This is a genomic window from Domibacillus sp. PGB-M46, assembly GCF_022668875.1.
Classification (GTDB): domain Bacteria; phylum Bacillota; class Bacilli; order Bacillales; family Domibacillaceae; genus Domibacillus.
The window spans coordinates 84,931-102,775 of sequence record NZ_JAKGCR010000013.1 but is presented as its reverse complement, the minus strand read 5'-3'; the positions used below and the strand labels follow the sequence as shown (position 1 = coordinate 102,775).

The following is a 17,845-nucleotide window of genomic DNA, read 5'->3' as shown; positions in this document are numbered from 1 at the left end:
CGAATGAGCAGGAAGAAGAACCTTTCGCTCAGACGGAAAAACAGAATGAAAAAAATGAAGAGGAAGCTTTCTCCAACGGCTGGGAAGAACCGAAAGAGCAGAAAGAAGAACCTTTCGCTCGGACGGAAGAACAAAATAAAAAAAATGAAGAGGAAGTTTCCTTAAACAGCTGGGAAGAACTGAAAAAGCAGAAAGAAGAGCCTGTCACTCAGATAGAAAAACAGAATGAAGAAAATGAAGAGGAAGTTTCCTTAAACAGCCGGGAAGAACCGAATGAGCAGAAAGAAGAGCCTGTCACTCAGATGAAAAGACAAAATGAAATAAATGAAAACGAAGTATCTTTCAAAGGAAAAGAAGTTGAAGTACAGAGAAAGAGACACTTAAAACAAATAAAAGAAGCAAGAGACCCTGCAAGACAACAAATTGCTGCCAATCAGAAAGAAGAGGAAATACGGAACGCAGGAAAGACGACCAAAGATATGTCTGCTGATAAAGAAAGAGAAAACATTATCAATAGTTCTTCAAAGGATTCCTCGTTTAGTCAGACGCATATTCAAAGAAATCGAGAGGGAAAGAGGTTCAATACAAAAAAGGAAAAATGTATCGATTCCACACTAGGTCAGTCAAGTAATTGTCTTCCTCTGAACACTCCAATAGAAGAAAAAGAAGAAGCCTGGGTGCCTGTTATTACAACTGAAGAAACAGAAAAATATCTTGAATCCCAATATTATTCTCTCATGAAGCAGGCGGAAAAAAAGTATAAGGCATTGCGGGAAAAAAGGATGAAACGGGAAACGATGAAAAAGTAATCTGCTGCTCTTTTGCAGAAAGAGCAGCCATGGCGAAGACGTTTTTATATAGCCGCTTGAGGCTATTTTGTTTTTCTATATATAAACTGGCATCAAATCAAGTTTCCTGTTCCTTACTCTAAGGATGCTTGTCCACACGAATTCAAACTTCTACAAGAGCCTGCTTCAGCTGTTAGCCCCGTCTACTTTTAAAAATCATCTTGCAAAATAAAAAGATTCTCTTACTCCATATCATTTAATGAACCGCTTTAAGAAAACGCCTAAAGTACAAAACTTGCTTTCTAAAAACCCGGATCGCAGTATGTCGTTCTCAGATGCAGACAGCCCTTTATGCAAAGAATTAATCAAAGTTAATAATTTTTATCAAAATAACGATCAGTAGATGGCTCTTTTGAAAGAGCTGTTTTTTTTTTTGCAGTGCTTCTAGCACGTTTATTGCGTAATGAATTAAAAAAGAAAAATAAAGATTTTTGCGAATGTATTCGTAAACATGCTTTTCTACTTTCCGAGATAGATATGATACCATCTGCATATTACAAGATTTAAAAAAGCCCAGATCAGTTCTGCTGATACGGTCTTATTTGGAGGGAAACACGTGTATACCCATGCTAAAGCACACATTTCTGTTAGTAAATCACTAAAAAAATAGCAGTGTGACGCTAAAAGCAGATGATTAGGACTGACCGGATGAACCCTGCCCTGTTTTAGCGGAAGGACGTCTATTATTCTTTCATAAATGGACAGTAGCTAGGAGTATTCATTTCATCAGGTGAATGATAAGAATGAAGAAAACGAGTTCGTTGTCTTTGATTTTTGTGTGAAAAATGGCAGATATTCATCTGTTTCTTCTTGATTTTTTGAAGATTTGTTCAATAAACAGAGAATTTTTTCTTTTTAAGTAAAAAGAATGGATACATGAGGCTCGAAGGAATAAAATGAACGTATTTCAATTCCACTGTATGGAAGGGGTCCTTATTTTCATCAAAGATCGATTGTCACCATAACAGGCCATGATGAAAATACGCGGAAGGAAGGGAATGGAACGTGCATAGTTTAAGATGGATTTGGACGTATATGAGGGACTACAAATCCGGCCTTTTTTTGGGGTTTTCACTTGTATTACTTGTTGCAGGATTGAACATGCTGAATCCGTATTTTTCAGGACGAATTGTCGATGACGTAGTGTACGGAGGGAAAATAGAGCTGCTTTGGGTACTGCTCGGTTTTATGATAGCGGTTACGATGGTGAAAACCGTTATCCGCTACAGCTTTCAGCTTCTGTTTGAGCGTACTTCCCAGCGGGTGATTTTTACGCTTCGCGAGCAGCTGTACGCCAGACTGAATGAGCTGGATTTTCGTTTTTATGACCGGACAAAAACAGGCGACATTATGGCGCGGATGACAGGTGATATGGAAGCAGTGCGCCATTTTACTGCCTGGACAACGTATATGATTGTGGAAAACATATGTGTCCTGTTGTTTGCCATTGTTTTTATGTTTACCATTCACGCGCCGCTGACACTGGCGATGATCGCTGTAACACCGGTGATCGCCTTTTTTGCTTATCGAATGAGCAGTGAGGTCCGGCCGACATTCTCGGAAATTCGGGCACAGTTCGCGCGTTTAAACTCTGTTGTACAGGAAAATATCAGCGGAAACCGGGTTGTCAAAGCCTTCGCCAAGGAAGACCATGAGATTGGTAAGTTTTCAGCTGAAAACAAAGCTTTTAAAGAAAAGAATATTCAATCGGCACGTGTATGGGAAAAGTATCTTCCGGTGCTTGATTCACTGGCGGGGGTGCTGCTTGTTGTCATGATCTTAGCCGGCGGGTTTATGGTTATTCAAGGGTCACTGACTATTGGGGAGCTTGTCGTGTTCAATTCTCTTATTTGGGCGTTGAACAACCCGATGCGAATGGCGGGCTGGCTGATTAATGACGTTCAGCGGTTTATCGCATCCGCTGAAAAGATTGAAGATTTGCTCAATGAGCAGCCGGGCATTGCCAATACATTATCGAAAAAGGCGCCGGCTGTCAGCGAACTGTCTGTTCAGTTTCAGGATGTAACGTTCCGCTATGAAGATGAACCGGTTTTATCCAATATTACATTTGGGGTGAAGCCAGGCCAGACTGTCGCGATTGTCGGTCCGACAGGTGCTGGGAAATCAACGATCGTCAATCTGCTTTGCCGCTTTTATGATGCAGACAGCGGTGAAGTGAAAGTGGAAGGAATGAATGTGAAGGAATGGGATATCCGGTCTCTGCGCCGGCATACCGCTATGGTTATGCAGGATATCTTTTTGTTCTCCGACACGATTGAAGGAAACATTGCGTATGGAATGCCGGACGCGACGATGGAGCAAGTAAAGATGGCAGCAGAAAAAGCGGAAGCCCATGCGTTTATATCCAAGCTTCCGGAAGGGTACGACACGATTATCGGTGAGCGCGGCGTCGGTTTGTCAGGCGGACAGCGGCAGCGGATTTCTCTGGCGAGAGCACTGCTTTTGGATGCGCCCATTTTAATTTTAGACGATACGACGTCCGCGGTTGATTTAGAAACCGAGATGCGCATTCAAAAAACGCTCCGGTCCGTTTTACAGAAAAAAACGTGCTTTATTATCGCTCACCGCATTTCCTCCGTTAAAGAAGCAGATCTGATTTTGGTGTTGGAGGACGGGCGGATTGTAGAGCGCGGCCGGCATGAAGACTTGTTGAAGCGTAAAGGCCGTTACTTTAATGTATTCAAAAATCAATTTGGTGACTTTGACAGCCGCCAATTTGGCGAGGAAGTGATGTAAGTGGCACGTAATAAATTTGATGTAGATGAAGAGTTGGAGTCTGCCTTTGATATAAACCAGTTAAAACGGATGGTTCAATATTTAAAGCCGTTTAAAGGAAAAATCATACTTACTGTTCTCCTGATGCTTTTGGCGAGCGGGGCAACGTTGACCGGTCCATATTTAATTAAAACGGCGATCGACGACAAAATCCCAAACGGAGACGTGGGCGGACTTGCACTGCTTGCCGGATTTTATTTAGCGGCTATCACGGTCACAGGCTTTTGCTTAAAATATCGAATCCGAATGATGTCTCAAATCGGGCAGAGTGTCATCTTACAATTGCGGAAAGACTTGTTTGCTCATTTGCAGACGCTGTCGTTTTCGTACTACGACAGCCGGCCTCACGGCAAAATTTTAGTGCGTGTCGTAAACTATGTGAACTCACTCAGCGACCTTTTATCCAACGGTATTATTAACGTTATTACAGATTTGTTCAGCGTTTTGGTCATTGTTGGCTTTATGCTGGCGATTGACGTGAAAATGACACTGGCTGCCATGGCAGGTTTCCCATTTTTGATCGGGTTTATCTTTTTTATTAAAACAGCTCAGCGTAAAGCGTGGCAGCAGCTCAGCAACAAGCAATCTAATATGAATGCGTATATTCATGAAAGCTTAAATGGAATTAAAGTGACACAGGCCTTTGCGCGTGAGGAAGAAAACGAGCAAATCTTTCGTGAAGTATCCAACAGTTACCGTTCCGCTTGGATGAAGGGAGTAAAAATTCAATTTCTTTTATGGCCTGTCATTGAAAATATTTCGGTGATTACCGTTTCGTTCGTTTATGTTACCGGTATTTTTTGGCTGAACGGAAGTGTCACAGCGGGGGAATTGGTCGCGTTTGTCGGTTACATTTGGATGTTCTGGCAGCCGCTTGCGAATATCGGCAATTTCTATAATGCCATTATTAATGCGATGGCGTATTTAGAGCGCATTTTTGAGACGATCGATGAGGAACCGGCCATTCAAAATGCGCCAAATGCTGGTATACTGCCGCCTATACGCGGTGAGGTAACGTTCGATCATGTCGTGTTCGGCTACGAAGGAGAGAAAAACATTCTTGAGGACGTGAACTTTACGGTAAATCCGGGAGACACGATCGCGCTTGTTGGGGCGACCGGGTCTGGAAAAACGACGATCATCAATTTAATCAGCCGGTTTTATGATACGAAGAGCGGCAGTGTACGAGTGGACGGAATAAATATTAAAACGGTCACGCTTTCGTCGCTGCGCAGCCAGATGGGTGTCATGCTGCAGGATCCGTTTATTTTTTCCGGCACGATTATGGACAATATCCGGTATGGCCGCCTTGATGCGACGGATGAAGAAGTGATTGAAGCATCAAAAGCGGTTCAGGCACACCGTTTTATTAGCGAAATGGAAGAAGGGTACGAAACAGAGGTGAATGAGCGCGGCACACGTCTTTCATCCGGCCAGCGCCAGCTTATTTCGTTTGCACGGGCTCTTCTGGCGGACCCGAAAATTTTAATTTTGGACGAAGCAACATCAAGCATTGATACCGAAACGGAAATGGCTCTTCAAAAAGGATTGGAGCAGCTGCTTGAAGGGCGAACTTCTTTTATTATTGCGCACCGTCTGTCCACGATTCAAAACGCTGATCGTATTTTCTTTATTGACGGTGGTCGAATTGTGGAGGAGGGAACGCATAATGAACTAATGAAAAAAGGCGGCGCGTACTCAAAGCTTTATTTATCACAGCGCCGTGCTTTAGAAGCTGGATAATACAATCAAAACGCAGGCCCGGCGATGCCGGGCTTTTGAAAGGAGGAAGACTACGCCGAAAGCGTCGCTTTTTCGTGATCCTATTTATAATGGCGCCGCAGATCGGGTTCTTATTTGGAACCGGGAAGAAAGGGAATGGCAGATCGTTTGCACAAGCCGGAGCCGAACCATTTACCCCATGAACGAGCTGTTTTTCTGAATATGGAAGAGCTGATAGGGGAAAGGCCGGTATAAGTGAAATGGACGAATTCAGCCCAAAGCGTGCGGGCATCTTAATAAAAGTGAGCTGGAAAAAACAGTTTCGTTAAAGGAGGAATAGAAATGTTAACGAAGGAAGACCGGATTGTATTTATTGGAGATAGCATCACCGATTCTGGACGCCGGGCAGAGCCGGAAGAGCTGGGGGATGGATATGTAAGGATGATTCGTGATCAGCTTATTTGCGAGTCGCCTGTGAACGCACCTGTCATTATTAATAAAGGGGTTGGCGGCAATCGGGTAACCGATCTGGCAGAGCGGTGGGAGCAGGATGTGTTAAACGAACGGCCAACAGTCCTGTCCATATCAATCGGAATCAACGATGTATGGCGGCAGCTTGATTCAAAAGAGATGAATCAAATATTACCCGGGAAATTTGAACAGGTATACCGCCGTTTACTTGATCAATCTGAGGGCATTCGGCTTGTGTTAATGGAACCGACGATTATTGAAGAAGATCCGCGCTCCGAAGGCAACGAGCTTCTAAAGCCGTATGTTGAGATTGTTCAGAAGCTGGCCGGCGAATATGGCGCTGTGCTTGTGCCGATGCACCAGGCTTTCATCGAGTATGTAAGTGCGGAAGGTGAGCATAAGCTGACGACAGACGGGGTTCACATGAACTCGACAGGAAATACACTGATGGCGCGGACCTGGCTGCATGCCATACGCGAAAAAGGACTATCATAAGAAAAAGGCGTTCTCCCCGCAGGAGAACGCCTTAATTTTTAGCAGATGACCACTTCAACGCCGAAGTGATCGGATACAACCGGTTTATGGATACCGTTAAAAATCACTTTGGATGATATAACCTCGATGGGCTTATTCACAAAGATATAATCAATTCGCAGATCTTTTTTGTTTCCATCCCAGCCGTCAATCTTTCCTTTAACGGTGTATCCTTCATCTTTCTCGGAAGCAAGGATGTACGTATCCCAAAACCCGGCTGCTAACAGATAATCGTAATTTTCATTTCGCACAGCAGCATCTCCGTTAAAGTCACCCATCAAAAAGGTAAGCTCTTTGGATGCAGCCCTGGATAGGAGGCGGTCAAGCTGTTTTTTTGCGGGCTCCTCCTCGTCCTGCCACCAGCCGAGGTGACAGGAGAAAAAAGAGGCAGGCTCACCGTTGATATCGATCACAGCCTGAACAATTTTACGTGTTTTCCAGTTATCCATGTCGTGCTGGTCTGTAATAAAAAAAGAATCATGGCTTTTTACAGGATGCTTCGTAATGATGGCCACGCCTTCCTCATATATCTCATAGCCGAAGTGCGACATATCCCAAATGAATGTATAATCCTTTTCACCAAGGTCATGCAGCTTTTGCACAAGCAGCTCTGCGTAATTCGCGTGCCCGGCTTCATTCGACTTGCTTACCTCCTGAAGCGCTACAACATCGTATGATTTTTCGGCAATTGTTTGGGCGAGTTCCGTTAGCTTTTGGAGGGTATCCTCTTCCTGCCAGGAATGACAGTTTAATGTAAGTAATTTCATATTTTACACCCCTAAATAATCCTGTACGTCGGACTTAATTACATCAGCTTTAGGGCCGTAAATGGCCTGCACGCCTTTATCTTTTAAAATTAAACCGAGCGCCCCGGTTTTTTTCCACTCTGCTTCTCCCGATACTTTGTCCACATCTTTAACGGTCACGCGAAGTCGTGTCATACAAGCATCCACATCTTCAATGTTGTCAGTACCGCCCAGCAGCCGGATGATGGCAGCGGCCGCTGTTCCTTCTGCCGTCGGCGCAGCGCTTTTGGCTTTGGCGTTTGTTTCTTCATCATCTGTGTAATTGCCAGCCCGGCCTGGCGTCGGAAAGTTAAACTTTTTGATCAGGAAGTTCGCGATCGTAAAGTTTAAAGCGAAAAACACAGAGCATGTAATAACAAAGTTAAAAATATCACGTGTCAGTCCTGCTTTTGCCGCCATAGGCATGCGTGTTAAAAACTCTATCAGCCCGAATGAATGAAGACGAAGGTTGATCAGATCAGCCGCAGCAAAGCTCAAGCCGGTTAAAATCGCGTATACCACATATAAAAGAGGGGCAGCAAACATAAACATAAATTCAATCGGTTCTGTTACACCTGTTAAAAAAACAGCAAGTCCGGCAGATAAAAACATCGGCTTGTATTTAGCACGTTTGTCTTTGTCCACATTTTTATACATGGCCAGCGCAATTCCAATAAGTGAGGCAGTAGAAATAATCATTTGGCCCACTTTAAAGCGGGCAGGCGTTACCTCGTTCAGCAGTGCTTGATACGCCGTCATATCGCCAGCTGCTTTTAAATTGTTTAAATCTGCCGCCCAGGCAAGCCAAAGCGGGTCCTGCCCGGCTACAACCTGCCCGGCCGAAGAGCCGGTCAGCATCGTATACGTGCCGCCAAGTGACGTGTAGTTAATCGGAACCGTCAGCATATGATGGAGACCAAAAGGCAGAAGCAGACGTTCAAGTGTACCGAATACAAAAGGGGCAATAATTGGTGCCGTATCTTTTGAAGTGGCAATCCATTTTCCAAACTCGTTCAAGGCGCCTTGAATAAACGGCCAGACGGCCGCCAGCAAAACGGCTATCACAACGGACCAGGCAATGACCACAAAAGGCACAAACCGTTTTCCGTTGAAAAAAGCAAGAGAAGCCGGCAGTTTGCTGAAGTTATAATATTTATTAAAAATCACGGCTCCGGCAAAACCGGAAATGATACCAATAAACACACCCATATTAAGTGCCGGGGCACCGAGCACAGAAGTAAAATAATCGCTTACAATTAACTCGCTTCCAAAAAAAGATGAGACAGATGCTTTTGGATCACTTATCATTTCATTGTTTAAACCAAATAAAGCGCCGGTCACCCGGTTAATCAGAACAAAAGCTAAAAGGGCTGCAAACGCGCCGCCTGCCCGTTCCTTTGCCCAGGAGCCTCCGATGGCAACCGCAAATAAAATATGTAAGTTGCCAATAATGGCCCAGCCGATGTCTTCCATCACGTGTGCTGCTGTTTGCACAAAGATGATATCACCGCTCATCATGGCAATCAGTTTGCCGACGGATATCATAATCCCGGCTGCGGGCATCACGGCAACGACGACGAGCAGCGCTTTTCCAAGTTTTTGCCAAAAATCAAAAGACGTTAATTTCTTCATACCCTATTCTCCCCTTGATTAGATGTAATAGTGAAATGTAACGAAAACGTTTGCATGAACCTTATTCTAATAAATGCGCTTTCATTTAGCAAGAATAATTTTTAAAGAACAGATTTCTTTTATCGTTTCGCTTGTTTTAACAGAAAGATAAGTGTTCACCAAAGAATATTGGATTTATTTTTTGTGAAAACGATTGCACTGGTTTTCAGTCTAGTTTATACTAGGGCGTATCAAACAGTAAAAACAAAAAAAGAAGGGTCAGAGGAAAGCGGGATATTCACACATGTTTTCCGCCTTCCATGCTAAAATACACGTAAGAAGCATAAGAGAGGATACGGGGGTCGTCATATGAACAAAGTGTGGTGGAAAGAAGCAGTCGCATATCAAATTTATCCGCGCAGCTTCATGGATTCGAACGGAGACGGAGTTGGAGATATTAAAGGGGTGATCTCCAAACTGGACTACTTAAAAGATCTTGGCATTGATGTAATCTGGATCTGTCCGATGTTTGAATCGCCGAATGATGATAATGGATATGATATTAGCGATTACAAAGAAATTATGAATGAGTTTGGGACGATGGATGATTTTGACGAGCTTCTGGAAGCTGTACATGAACGGGGAATGAAGCTGATTCTTGACCTCGTGATCAACCATACGAGTGATGAACATCCATGGTTTATTGAATCTCGTTCCTCTAAGGACAATCCAAAACGCGACTGGTACATTTGGCGCGATGGCAAAAGTGGAGGGGAGCCGAATAACTGGGAAAGTATTTTTGGCGACTCGGCGTGGGAATATGATCAGCTCACAGACCAGTTTTTCCTGCACCTGTTTTCAAAAAAGCAGCCGGACTTAAACTGGGAAAATCCCGAAGTGCGCCAGGCTCTTTACGAAACTGTTAACTGGTGGCTCGACAAAGGGATCGATGGCTTCCGTGTTGACGCGATCAGCCATATTAAGAAAAAAGCGGGACTGCCTGATTTGCCGAATCCGAAAGAAATGAAGTACGTGCCTTCTTACGATTATCATATGAATGTAGAAGGCATTCAGCCGTTTCTTGAAGAATTAAAAGCTGAAACGTTCGCTAAGTACGACATTATGACAGTCGGTGAAGCGAACGGTGTAACAGCGGAAGATGTTAATGAATGGGTCGGTGAAGAAAAAGGGAAATTTAATATGATTTTTCAATTTGAACATCTTGAGCTTTGGAATGCTGAAAAAGAAACGGGCCTGGATATTCCGGGGTACAAGAAAGTGATGACAAAGTGGCAAAAAGCGCTTGAAAACAAAGGCTGGAATGCGCTGTTCATTGAAAACCATGATAAAGCGCGCGTGGTTTCCACATGGGGCAACGACCGGGAATACTGGTATGAAAGCGCCACGGCCTTTGCGGCGGTGTACTTTTTAATGCAGGGAACACCTTTTATTTATCAGGGGCAGGAAATTGGCATGACCAATGTAAAATACGAAAGCATTGAAGATTATAACGACGTTCGTACGAAAAACATGTACCGGCTTGGCACTGCAGCCGGCATTCACCATGATGAAATGATGCAAATTATTTGGAATTCAAGCCGCGACAACTCTCGCACGCCGATGCAGTGGTCGGCCGAGAGCAATGCCGGCTTTACGACGGGAACGCCGTGGATCAAACTGAATGACAACTATACTCGCATTAACGTAGAAGCGCAGCAGCAGGATGAACGCTCTATTTTGAATTTTTACAAACGAATGATTCGAATGAAAAAAGCGTATGATGTGTTTACGTATGGCGCTTATAAAGAAGTGATTGAGGAGAGCGAACGCTTGTTTGCATACACACGTACTCTCGGAAGCGACCGGGTAATCGTGCTGGCTAACTTGTCAGATCAGCCAGTGCCGGTTCCGAAGCAGGAAGGTGTCTCTTATGATGCCGCTCAGCTGCTGCTGCACAATTATAGAGTGCAGGAAGACAGTCCGGCTCGTGAATTAGTGCTGCACCCATATGAAACACGTGTGTACCACCTCTAATAGTAATGAAAACCGGCTTAAACCTTACCGTTTAAGCCGGTTTTGTTTTTGGTGGCGCGGCAAAGAAAAATCATGGTCTAAAAGGTTTAGATTCTGCTCAAGCTGGTTCTGCCCACCTTTTATTCTTTATTGAGCTGAATACGATGGTAAGCTTTGCGGTATTCGGAAGGCGTCAGCTTTTCATATTGTTTAAACAGCCTCATAAAATACCGTTCATCTGAAATGCCAACTGTCCGGGCGATGCTTCCAATGCTTTCATCCGAAAGAGTAAGTAAATCCTTCGCTTTGGAAAGCTTCAGCATATGAATGTACGATTAAACCGCTTTTTGGATGAGTTTAATGCATGATTGTTGTTTTTTTGAGCAGCCGCTTAATCGATGCATCTGCTTCTCTTAGCACAGTCGTTTTGTCGATCGTTTTCATCATGCTGTTTTCCATGACAATTCGCCCGTCGACAATGGTCATTTCCACATCCGCACGGGTAGCTGAATAAACGATGCGTGAGATGGGATCTACATCGTAAGAAGGGAAGGTATGGAAATGATTTAAGTTTAGCATCACCAGGTCTGCCTTTTTTCCAGCTTCAATACTGCCGATTTCATGCCCCATTCCAACAGCCCGGGCGCCGCCGATTGTAGCCATGCGGAAAACGGTGCGGGCGTTCATGCTGGCCGGGCCGTGGATCGGTTTTTGAATCAAGGCGGCAAGACGCATTTCATTGAACATATCGAGGTTGTTGTTGCACGGAGCACCGTCTGCTCCAAGGCTTACGGAGGAGCCGGCTTCAAGCAGCTCAGGAACATCGGCAATACCGGATGCAAGCTTTAAGTTCGAGCCCGGACAATGGCTGACATGCACACCTTTCTCCCGGATAATCCGCTTTTCTTCTTTGTCCAGCCAGATACAGTGGGCCAGGATAAGCCGTTCGTTGGCAAGACCGAGATGATCGAGGTATATAACATTGCGCATCCCGGTTTCCTGCTCAACAATAGCGATTTCTCCTCTGTTTTCGGAAGCATGGGTATGCACATGGACGTTGTAGTGGACGGACAGTTTTTGTACCTCTTTCAATAATTCCTCTGTACAGGAAACGACAAAGCGCGGTGAAAAAGCATATTGGATGCGCCCGCTGTCGTACATGTGCCATTTCTCCAGCAGGTCCACGCTTTCCTGGATGGATGCTGCTGTGTTTTCCTGCAGGGCAAGCGGCACTTCATTGCCTTTATCCATCATAACTTTACCGGAGAGCGCGCGAATACCGCTTTGGGCAATCGCACGAAATGCAGAATCGGTATGATGAACGGTTTCCATATCGACAATTGTTGTTGTACCGCTTTGCAGAAGCTCGCCGATCCCAAGCATCGCTGAATAATAAACAGATTCTTCATCATGGGACGCTTCAAGCGGCCAAATCCGCTTTTTCAGCCAATCCATCAATTCAAGGTCATCACCTTTGCCGCGAAACAGTGTTTGGCATAGATGCACATGGGTTTGAACAAAGCCGGGGATCACGGTTCGGCCTGAAGCATCAATTACACGGTCAGCCGGCGTTTCGTCCAAAGCCGGTCCGACTGCTTCAATCCGGCTGTCCCGAATGAGAATATCTCCGTTTATCATCTCTTCCTGCGCATTCATCGTTACGATTTGAGCATTTTTAATAAATAAGCTTCCCATCTCCATCCCTCCCAGTCAATAAAAAAAGCCACGAAAAAAACCAGCGCCCATGCTGATTTTTCGTAGCCTGGAATTTACGGTCCCAAGTAGAGACCCCCAGCCCGTATCGCTGGGGATATACGAAAAAGGTATCTTATCATTAGAATAAGAGGAAGCAGAAGACGCTTCAACTGAAGTGGAAGAAAATCTTACATTGTTTTTTTTCTATTACCCGGAAAACGTGATTCATTCAGGTAAATGATGGGGGAGGAAGTACATTCGTAAGCGGCTTTAAAAAAAGCCGGTCCCTCTATGAATGTAAAAAATCATTTAGAGAGCGCGCTCAATGCGTTGTCTGGCGGATGAGTATTTCACTTTCTCTGGACGAAGTTGGGATTTCCGCATATAAAAAAGTCCGGGACACAGCTCCCGGGCTTTTTTAAGCATTCAGCAGGTGTTTGATACGGAGGGCGAGGCGGACCTGCAGGGAAAAATTGGGGTCTTTCAACGAAATACCGAGCAGCTCTTCACATTTCTCCAGCCGGTACACAACTGTGTTACGGTGGACAAACAGCCGCTTGGCCGTTTCGGAAATATGGCAATGGCTTTCCATATAAACAAACAGTGTCTCCAGCAGTGATCTTTCTTCTTCTAGATTATTCAGCTTTAAGTGCTGGACTGTGTGTTTATAAAACTGGCTTAAGTCTTTTGACGGAAGCATCCGCAGCAGCTCGTTTACATCCTTTGTCCGGTGGAAGTGGATGGAGGAGGGGCCGCTGGACAGCCGATTTGTTTTTAAGGCATCGCGAGCTTCTTTATACCCCTGCCGGACAAATAGAAGAGAAGAGCATAAATGACTGACACCGAAAGAAATGGTCATGTTATGTTCCCGGCTGAGCCGGCTTTGCAGCTTTTCTAAAAAAGAAGCCGTAAATAAATGGGTGTCTTTCATATGATCGGGTACTTTTGACAGAATGATTACGGTGTCTCCTTTTGTAAATAAGTCGCAGGGAATATCCATTGTGTGCAGTTCTTTTTCAAAAAAGTAATAGACTTCATCTAGTTCCTTCTGGTTCGTGTAATAAGACCATTCTTCTTCCGGTGCATCGATTCGGCCAACCGCGCACACGTATTTTTGTTTTAAAGGCAGGTCGAATTCTTTTGCACGGCTGATCGTTTCCTCTTCGCTTGAAAAAGCGTCATCTAAAAAATTGGAAAAAAATTCATTGCGAATACGGCGGGTAGACTGTTTTACGGCTTCTTCTTTCAATAGTTCAAATGAGATCACATTGAGTGCCTGTTCGATCGTAAGAAGTTTCACCTGCTCTGTTGGATAAACAAAGCCTTTGAGCAAAAGCAGGGCCGCTTTTTTCTCGTGTGTGTAAACGGGAAACAGTGTGTAGCTCTCTTTCTGGTCCAGTGTGCTGAACATGGTAAAAGCAGAGCCGGCCGGCAGAAAAGAGCCATGCTTAGACGCCCATTTCTTAAACGGCAAAAAAGCTTCAGCCAGCGAATGATCGCCGGCAATGGCAGAAAAGTAAACTGTCGATAAAAAAGCCTGGTGGCCGGTAAGCTCTGTTAAGTTTGCAAGCAGCGCATTTAATCCTTTTCCGCTCATGATATGGCTTGAAAACAGCTTGTGCGTTTCGATTGCACCCCGAAGCTCGCTCGTTCTCTTATCTAAAATAATATTAAGCATTTGATTGACGGTTTCGCCGAGTGACCAGTTTTCAGGAATTTCAACAATCGGAAACCCAAGCTGATCTGCGAGCTGGATTGCTTCTTTTGGAAGGTGGCCGAAAAAACGCTTTGTTTTGATAAAAAGGGCAGCGCAGTTTTTCTGGGCCATTTGCTCAATCAAGCTGATCAGCTCGCCTGGCTTATCTTTAACGTGATAACCGGTTGTCACGAGCAGGTCGTTCGACTTTAAATAAGGGAGAATATCCGGAGCATCCATCATCGTCACATTCGTAATATCATTTGCCATCCCTCTGGCGCCCGCAATTAATGGAATATCTTGAAAAGGAGCGTGGGCAAGCAAGGTTTGTAATTTCAACTGAAACACTCCCTAAAATATTTATGTTATGTAATATTATATAACACAAATTATTAATAAATTGTGAAAAATAAGAAAAAAATCTAATGTTTTGGTCATTTAGGCCAGTGACAATACATAATTTTCCTTGTAAACTAATCATATGTTATTATTTGTTACAAATTAAAGTTAGGAAAGGGCGTGAGTGAAGTGCTGACTATGAAAGCAGTAAACGAAATGAAAAAAGTGATGTTCGTCCAGCACTTCGGCAGCGTATTTGAACATTCACTCTGGGTAGCGGAACAGGCGGTGCGGGATCGTCCATTTGAGTCTGTGCAGGCTCTATGTGCTAAGATGACCACTGTTGTCCAGGAAGCGTCTCGTTCCGATCAGCTGGCTCTGCTTCGAAACCATCCGAATCTTGGGGCAAACGTGAAAATGACCGACGCTTCTGTGAAAGAGCAGAAAGCTGCCGGGCTGACTTCTTTGTCCAAAGAGGAATTTGATCAGTTTTCTCTATTAAATGAGGCATACACCCAAAAGTTCTCTTTTCCTTTTATTATGGCAATACAAGGCAAAACAAAAGAAGAAATCTGCGTTCAGATGAAGCAGCGTCTTCAAAACGATCAGGAAACGGAATTTGAAACAGCATTAGCAGAAGTGTTTAAAATAGCGGGATTCCGAATTGAAGACATTGTCATCCAGGAACCAGGAAGAACCCAGCACATGCCAGCCGTGACCACCCGGGTTTTAAATGAAACGCAAGGACGGCTGGGCGGACCCGCTTCTTTCATTAGCCCAATTTAAAAATAGAAGAAGTAAGAAGGGGGCTGTGGTTTTTTTGAACCAGTGCCCTTTTTTGGACTACACACTGGAGGGAAACGATATGGAAGATATTCATGAATTGCTTGATGCCATGGATGCCTCCACTGTTGGTGGTGTAATGGCAGCGGTCGTTAAAGTCACAGGCTCTGCTTATAAAAAAGAAGGAGCAGCGATGCTGTTTAAACCGGATGGCACGCAGGTCGGCCTGCTTAGTGCGGGCTGCCTGGAAGAAGATTTGAATGAACGGCTGAAAAAAGTGGATCAGCCGTATGGCGAATTTGTATACGATATGCGCGGTGAGGATGATTTTTCCTGGGGAGAGGGCTCGGGCTGCAACGGAGTTATTCATGTATGGACAGAACGGCTGGATGAAGAGTATACGGCCCACCTATTGCAGTTAAAAGAGGTGCTAAGGTCCGGACAGACCGTTTTGATGATTAAAAAGCGCGGCGTCCGCCCTGGTTACCTTTTTATTCCCGATTCGGGATGTGCGTTTGGTCAGTGGGAGGGAGAAGTACCAGACGACTGCCGGGTTATTGAGCGCGGCATGTTTTTTAGTAAAGCGCTTGACAGTGAAGTGTATGTACACAAAATTCGTCCAAAGCGAAGGCTTGTTGTATTTGGGGCAGGGCCAGACGCGCGGCCGCTCGTTTCGTTCGCAGCGGCCGCTGGATTTTCAGTTACCGTTTCTGACTGGCGCCCGGCGTTTTGTTCCGCTTTTCATTTTCCTGATGCTGAAAAACGCATGGTCGGTTTTCCGGACGAGGTACTTTCTTCTATCGCTTTAAAACCAGAAGACTGTGTGGTCGTGATGACGCATAACTTTAAACGGGACCGGGAGCTGATCGAGGCGTTAAAGGGGCAAGGGCTTCGGTATTTTGGTATTCTCGGTTCCCGAAAAAGAACGGCCCGATTGCTTGGGGCTGATGCCATTCCTTCACGGATTGCTTCTCCGGCCGGCTTGTCAATTGGAGCGCAGGGAGCCGAAGAAATTGCGATTAGTATTGTCGCTCAGCTGATCCAAGTGAGCCATTCCATTGGGCTGCGGGAAGCAGCTTGTTTATGAGCAGGCCGGTTGTTGGTATTTTGCTTGCTGCCGGAAACAGTGCCCGGATGGGGTGCGATAAGCTGGCGCTGCCGCTTGGCAGTACCACGGTTGGCAGTGTTTCACTGAACGCGGCTCTTTCCTCTGTGCTGGATCATGTTATTGTGGCGGGGAAAAGAGAGAGCCAGGCCGGCTGGATTGGGCCCGCTTTTTTTAAAAAAGCGAACTGGTCGTATGCCGTCTGTGATGAAGCCAGCCGCGGGCAGGCGCATACACTTTCATTTGGCTTGAGGGCCGCAGAACAAATGAATGCGCAGGCAGCGGTGATTCTTTTGGCAGACCAGCCGTTTACCAGGGTGGAATTAATCAATCAAATCGTCCGCACATACAAAAAAACAAAGGCTCCTTTTGTGGCGGCTCGTCTGGATGGTATCCCGCGCCCGCCTGTTCTTTTCTCCAACGGCTGTTTCCCCGTGCTGCAGGAGCTAAAGGGAGACCGGGGAGCGGGCAGTTTGCTGAAGCAGCCTTCTTTTGCGCAGCACGGACGAATGATTGATTGCCAGGAATCCGGTTCTTTTTTTGATATTGATACGATGCAGGATTATAAACAAGTGGCCGGGAGGGGATGGAATGACAATGCAAATGCCGGTGCCAACATCTGTCTGGCAGCCACAGAGTCTGGAGGAAGCGAGGTCTTTAAAGAAAGAGCTTGACGGAATATCGCGGTTTATTGCGGGTGGAACACTTATGCAAATGCAGCGGGAGCAGGGTTTATCCTTTCCTCCTCATTTAATCAGCCTGGAAGGGATTCGGGAACTCGCAGACATTGAGGAAACAGTCGACGGTTCGATCAGAATAGGGGCGCTGACCGACCTGGAAACGTGCCGGAACCATCCGCTTGTAAAAGAAAAGTGCCCGGTTTTATCAGAAGCGATCAGCACCATTGCCTCGCCAGCTGTGCGTAACCGGGGTACGATCGGCGGCAATATCCTTTATGGCGTCGGTGATGCCATCCCGGTCTTACTGGCACTTGATGCGCGCCTTTCGTGGTTTTGTGAAAACGGCATTCGGTCTGAATGGATGTATGATTATGTAAGTGAGCAGGAATCCCCGGCAGAATCCGCCATTTTAACGGATATTACGGTTTCTTCTCCTATAAAAGGGCGCTGTTTTTTTCGGAAAGTCGGACGGAGAGAAGCGTTTATTCCATCTGTTGTGACGGTTGCCATGTACAGAGAAATGACAGATGAGCAGACCATTAAAGAAATTCGGATGGTGGCGGGCGGCGGAGTAAGTACACCGCGTCGTTTGAAGATGTGTGAGAGAGAGCTTATTGGAAAGGAACTGACGGATGATGTGCTGGCGTCACTGTCAGACAGCATCAAAGAAGAATCGGCTTTGATCGGTGATGTGTTCGCCTCAGTGGATTACCGTCGCACCGTCGCAGCCAATCTGCTGTTAGCAGCTTTGCAATCTGACCGATAAA

General features: G+C 45.4%; 14 protein-coding genes and 1 riboswitch. Of the genes, 9 read left to right on the top strand and 5 right to left on the bottom strand.

What is annotated here, in order from left to right; translation table 11 throughout:
* From L2D08_RS15285 to L2D08_RS15270, 4 genes are all read left to right on the top strand, one after another.
* The coding region (locus L2D08_RS15285; RefSeq protein WP_242234868.1) for a hypothetical protein at nt 1-809 on the top strand (809 nt) is incomplete at its 5' end.
* A gap of 1,044 nt (nt 810-1,853) precedes the next feature.
* Nucleotides 1,854-3,605: an ABC transporter ATP-binding protein gene (locus L2D08_RS15280; RefSeq protein WP_242234866.1), complete on the top strand. Its 1,752-nt coding sequence runs from the start codon at nt 1,854-1,856 to the stop codon at nt 3,603-3,605.
* On the top strand, nt 3,606-5,387 hold the full coding sequence (locus L2D08_RS15275) for an ABC transporter ATP-binding protein (RefSeq protein ID WP_242234864.1): 1,782 nt from the start codon (nt 3,606-3,608) through the stop codon (nt 5,385-5,387).
* Nucleotides 5,388-5,708: 321 nt separating this feature from the next.
* A complete protein-coding gene (locus tag L2D08_RS15270) occupies nt 5,709-6,332 on the top strand; it encodes an SGNH/GDSL hydrolase family protein (protein ID WP_242234862.1) in 624 nt (207 codons plus the stop codon).
* Nucleotides 6,333-6,370: 38 nt separating this feature from the next.
* On the opposite strand, the gene L2D08_RS15265 is transcribed toward L2D08_RS15270, so the two are convergent.
* Nucleotides 6,371-7,138: an endonuclease/exonuclease/phosphatase family protein gene (locus L2D08_RS15265; RefSeq protein ID WP_242234860.1), complete on the bottom strand. Its 768-nt coding sequence runs from the start codon at nt 7,136-7,138 to the stop codon at nt 6,371-6,373.
* A 3-nt stretch (nt 7,139-7,141) separates the two neighbouring features.
* Nucleotides 7,142-8,788 (bottom strand): PTS transporter subunit IIBC, encoded by a 1,647-nt coding sequence (locus L2D08_RS15260; protein ID WP_242234859.1) that lies wholly within the window; start codon nt 8,786-8,788, stop codon nt 7,142-7,144.
* A gap of 348 nt (nt 8,789-9,136) precedes the next feature.
* Here L2D08_RS15260 and L2D08_RS15255 point away from each other — a divergent pair, with 348 nt between their 5' ends.
* Complete coding sequence (locus L2D08_RS15255; RefSeq protein WP_242234858.1) at nt 9,137-10,801, top strand: glycoside hydrolase family 13 protein; 1,665 nt, start codon at nt 9,137-9,139, stop codon at nt 10,799-10,801.
* A 119-nt stretch (nt 10,802-10,920) separates the two neighbouring features.
* On the opposite strand, the gene L2D08_RS15250 is transcribed toward L2D08_RS15255, so the two are convergent.
* The 3 genes from L2D08_RS15250 to L2D08_RS15240 all read right to left on the bottom strand — a co-directional run bounded on the left by L2D08_RS15250 (nt 10,921) and on the right by L2D08_RS15240 (nt 14,510).
* Entirely contained in the window at nt 10,921-11,103 is a 183-nt protein-coding gene (locus L2D08_RS15250; RefSeq protein ID WP_242234857.1) for an AraC family transcriptional regulator, read from the bottom strand.
* A 34-nt stretch (nt 11,104-11,137) separates the two neighbouring features.
* Nucleotides 11,138-12,475, bottom strand: a complete 1,338-nt coding sequence (locus L2D08_RS15245) for a 5'-deoxyadenosine deaminase (RefSeq protein WP_242234856.1) — start codon at nt 12,473-12,475, stop codon at nt 11,138-11,140.
* A gap of 43 nt (nt 12,476-12,518) precedes the next feature.
* Nucleotides 12,519-12,618, bottom strand: a riboswitch (purine riboswitch).
* A 275-nt stretch (nt 12,619-12,893) separates the two neighbouring features.
* The gene (locus L2D08_RS15240; protein ID WP_242234855.1) at nt 12,894-14,510 is read right to left on the bottom strand and encodes a PucR family transcriptional regulator; all 1,617 of its coding nucleotides are present in this window, start codon (nt 14,508-14,510) and stop codon (nt 12,894-12,896) included.
* 198 nt (nt 14,511-14,708) lie between these two features.
* Between L2D08_RS15240 and uraD the strand changes: the two genes are divergently transcribed.
* The 4 genes from uraD to L2D08_RS15220 all read left to right on the top strand — a co-directional run bounded on the left by uraD (nt 14,709) and on the right by L2D08_RS15220 (nt 17,844).
* Nucleotides 14,709-15,296 (top strand): 2-oxo-4-hydroxy-4-carboxy-5-ureidoimidazoline decarboxylase, encoded by a 588-nt coding sequence (gene uraD, locus L2D08_RS15235; protein WP_242234879.1) that lies wholly within the window; start codon nt 14,709-14,711, stop codon nt 15,294-15,296.
* A 79-nt stretch (nt 15,297-15,375) separates the two neighbouring features.
* Nucleotides 15,376-16,380 (top strand): XdhC family protein, encoded by a 1,005-nt coding sequence (locus L2D08_RS15230; RefSeq protein WP_242234854.1) that lies wholly within the window; start codon nt 15,376-15,378, stop codon nt 16,378-16,380.
* Complete coding sequence (locus tag L2D08_RS15225; protein WP_242234853.1) at nt 16,377-17,072, top strand: NTP transferase domain-containing protein; 696 nt, start codon at nt 16,377-16,379, stop codon at nt 17,070-17,072. The genes L2D08_RS15230 and L2D08_RS15225 overlap by 4 nt, the downstream gene beginning before the upstream one ends.
* Nucleotides 16,990-17,844 (top strand): FAD binding domain-containing protein, encoded by an 855-nt coding sequence (locus L2D08_RS15220; protein ID WP_242234852.1) that lies wholly within the window; start codon nt 16,990-16,992, stop codon nt 17,842-17,844. The genes L2D08_RS15225 and L2D08_RS15220 overlap by 83 nt, the downstream gene beginning before the upstream one ends.
* Nucleotide 17,845: the final 1 nt, after the last annotated feature.